Origin of the sequence: Kitasatospora sp. NPDC056446 (assembly GCF_042796115.1) — a bacterium.
Classification (GTDB): Bacteria; Actinomycetota; Actinomycetes; order Streptomycetales; family Streptomycetaceae; genus Kitasatospora.
On record NZ_JBHTRF010000167.1, the window covers coordinates 1 to 2,834 of the forward strand.

The 2,834-nt window shown below is 65.6% G+C and carries 3 protein-coding genes; all 3 read right to left on the bottom strand.

Features of this window, described 5'->3' with window-relative positions:
• The coding region (locus ACFQ6N_RS40195; protein ID WP_380659114.1) for a hypothetical protein at positions 1 to 552 on the bottom strand (552 nt) is incomplete at its 3' end.
• A 293-nt stretch (positions 553 to 845) separates the two neighbouring features.
• Positions 846 to 1,355: a fimbrial protein gene (locus tag ACFQ6N_RS40200; protein ID WP_380659115.1), complete on the bottom strand. Its 510-nt coding sequence runs from the start codon at positions 1,353 to 1,355 to the stop codon at positions 846 to 848.
• The coding region (locus tag ACFQ6N_RS40205; RefSeq protein ID WP_380659116.1) for a fimbria/pilus outer membrane usher protein at positions 1,352 to 2,834 on the bottom strand (1,483 nt) is incomplete at its 5' end. The genes ACFQ6N_RS40205 and ACFQ6N_RS40200, both read right to left, overlap by 4 nt.

Sequence of the window (2,834 nt, forward strand, 5' to 3'; positions counted from 1 at the left end):
GCCCAGCAGTGTGGTAGGCACCCGCTCCATGATGCCTCCGCGGGATACTGCTGCCACCGCCACCAGTGAGCCGCGACCGTTGGAGTCCAAGGGTTTGGACGTGAAATGGACCATGCCGCGAACATCCAATGGATAGGATTGCTCACGGATGCTGCCACCGCCTGTCCAGATTTGATGCGAAAAGATGAGCAAGGGTGAACGAGGGTAGTCGGTCAATCCGAAGGCGGGATAGCTCTGCCCATTCACCAACACATCGCGGACGAACTCCAGGCTAGGCAGCATGGAAGTGACGTCCATGGGAACAACCTCGCCGTGCGCACATCCGAGCAGGAACTGGGAATTTCCGTTGCCCATCGTGAAGTTGGCGATCAGCTTGTCCTGTTCGACATCATCCCAGGCGTCGATCACCAGGTTCACCGGCCCGCCGGCATTGTGCTGGCTAGTGCAGGCAGTGGCGGTGGCCGAGGCCAGCAGCCCCAGCGCTGCCCACACGCAGCGGGCGCGCACATGGCGCCGCGTGGCGCTGCTTTTGTGTGTAGAAGTTGCCATCATGCTGGAACCTGTCAGAGAGTAAAAAGCTGCTATCGATACGTTGCGGTGATTACCGCCTGCCCTTCCACTACGCCAGCATGGAAGGTTCCTGCTTCGCGGTAGTAGCGCGCGGCCAATGTGACGGCCTGCCCACCGTCCTGGGTGAGTGGAGTCGTCGAGGTCCTGCTGAGCACCCCTGGCACAACCTCATGGGAAACCATCACCGGCACTCCGCGGCCAGCCCAGCGGCCAGGCGTAGGGACGGCACGTAAACGCGTAGACCCGAGCTGGCCGTTTCATGACAGTCTCCTGGATTACTTGTAGGCCGCTGTAACGGTGATCTGCGAGCTGACCGTGCCCGCCGTGAGCGGTGTGCTGGCATCGCGGAAGTAGCCGGTACGCATATCGAACTTGGCTGTGGCTGCGCCGTTTACCACAACGCTTCGCTTCGCTGTCTTTTTCAGGAACACGTTGCCGGCCGTTCCCTCGAGCTGAGCCACCGCAACGCCGGTGGCACCGCCGGTGCTTGCCAGGTTCTTCCAGTGCCCGTCCTGCGCGGCATCGTCGGTGCCGTCAAAGGTCAGATCGATGCCGGCAACGCCTACGCAACTGGTGAAATTGAGCACGGCGGGCTTCAAGCCGTTGTCATGCCCTGCCTTCAGATCGGTGGCATCGATGTCGTCCAGCGTTACATCAAGGGTTGGCGCGATGGTGCAGGTGCCGGGCAGTACGTTTCCAGTAACGGTGATGGTGGCCGAGTCGGCATGGGCCAACGGTGCGGCGGCGATCAGCAGTGCTGCACACACCAGGTGCGAAGTTTTCATTGGGAAGCTCCGGTAGTTGAAGGGGGAACATCGTCGGCCAGCCCTTCCGGGCCTGGCGCCATGCAACGGGCTTTGGCCCAGTACTGGCCGTGTGCATCGGGGGTGTCGGGCATGGCGTAATGCAGTCGGCAGGCGATGCCGTCTTCAGTCTGCACGTGCACCAGCCCGGTGTTTTCCAGGCCACGCAGGGCCACCACGCCGCCCTGCCCCACCTGGCCCAGCATCCGCCCATCGGGGTGGGCAATCTGCGCGCCGTAGGGCAGCGGCTGCCCGTCGGCATCGCTGGCGTCTATCAGCCACAGGCGATCGTTGCGGGTCTGGAAACTGACCTTGACGATGCTGCCGGCGCTGGGCGCCACGCGCCGCGAGCTGGCCTGCACTTCCACATCCAGCGGCAGTGCGGCGGTATCCAGCTGCACCTGGTTCCAGCGGTAGGGGCTGGTATAGGGCAGCACGGCATAGCCGTTGCCGGCCACGGTAACGGTGCGGCCACTGCCCACCTTTGCGCCCTGCGCGCCCTGTGCTTCCACCAGCGCGAAGCTCTCGCCCAGCGACGGGCCGAAGTTGATGCCGCCCCGGTGCAGCACCACGCTGCCGGTGGCCCCGGCATTGAAGCTGCTGCTGCCGTTGGCGTGGCTGTAACCGGCGCTGAGATCGGCATGGCTGCCCTGGTAGCTGGCATAGGCGTTGTAGCCGCTGCTGCCCTGGCCGCGGTTGCCCGACAGGCTGTAGGACAGCGCGCGGTCTTCGCCCAGGTTGCCGTAGACGCCCAGCTGCTGCTGGCTGCCCAGGCGGCTGTCGCGGTAGGTGGCGGTGGCACGCGGCGCGTTGCCACTACGGCCCAGCGGCACGCTCAGCATGAATGACAGGCGCGTATCGGGTGCGCCGTTGGCCATGCGGTAGCGCGTGGCGGACAGGGTGTAGTTGGCACTGCGGTAGCTGCTGTGGAAGCCCAGCTGCAGATCGTTCTGCTTGCCGGGGCGGTTCCAGTACGCCACGTGGCCGCCGCTGACATACAGCTGGCTGCGCTGGCCGAGCCGCTGCGAGAAGTTCACCTGGAAGCGCTGGCGGGTGCGCATGACGAACGCATCGGCCGCCTGCGGGCGGTCGAACGACAGCTGCGAGACATCGGTGAGGGTGAGGAAGCCCTCGGTGCTGTAGCGGTACGCGGCCAGGCCCAGGTTGGTGCCGGTGCGCGCCACGCTGCGCTGGTAGTTCAGGCGGTAGCTGCGGCCGCTCTGCGCGGGCAGGCCCGGCACCTTGGCGCGGGCGTGGGTGATATCGGCACCGATGGCGCCGAAAGGTGTGTTGAACGCCGCGCCGGCCAGGCCGGCCTGGTAGTGCTCGGCTACCTGCACGCCGCCCAGCAGGGTCATGCGGTTGCTGACGCCGCGCGCATAGGTGCCTTCGGTGAAGCGCAGCGCGTTCTGCGCCAGGCCGGTATTGCGCAGCTCGCCCGCGGTCACGCTGAAACGCTGC

Excerpts from the sequence above, each read along its gene's own strand:
- ACFQ6N_RS40200 (WP_380659115.1), bottom strand. The coding sequence starts at position 1,355 with ATGAAAACTTCGCACCTGGTGTGTGCAGCACTGCTGATCGCCGCCGCA.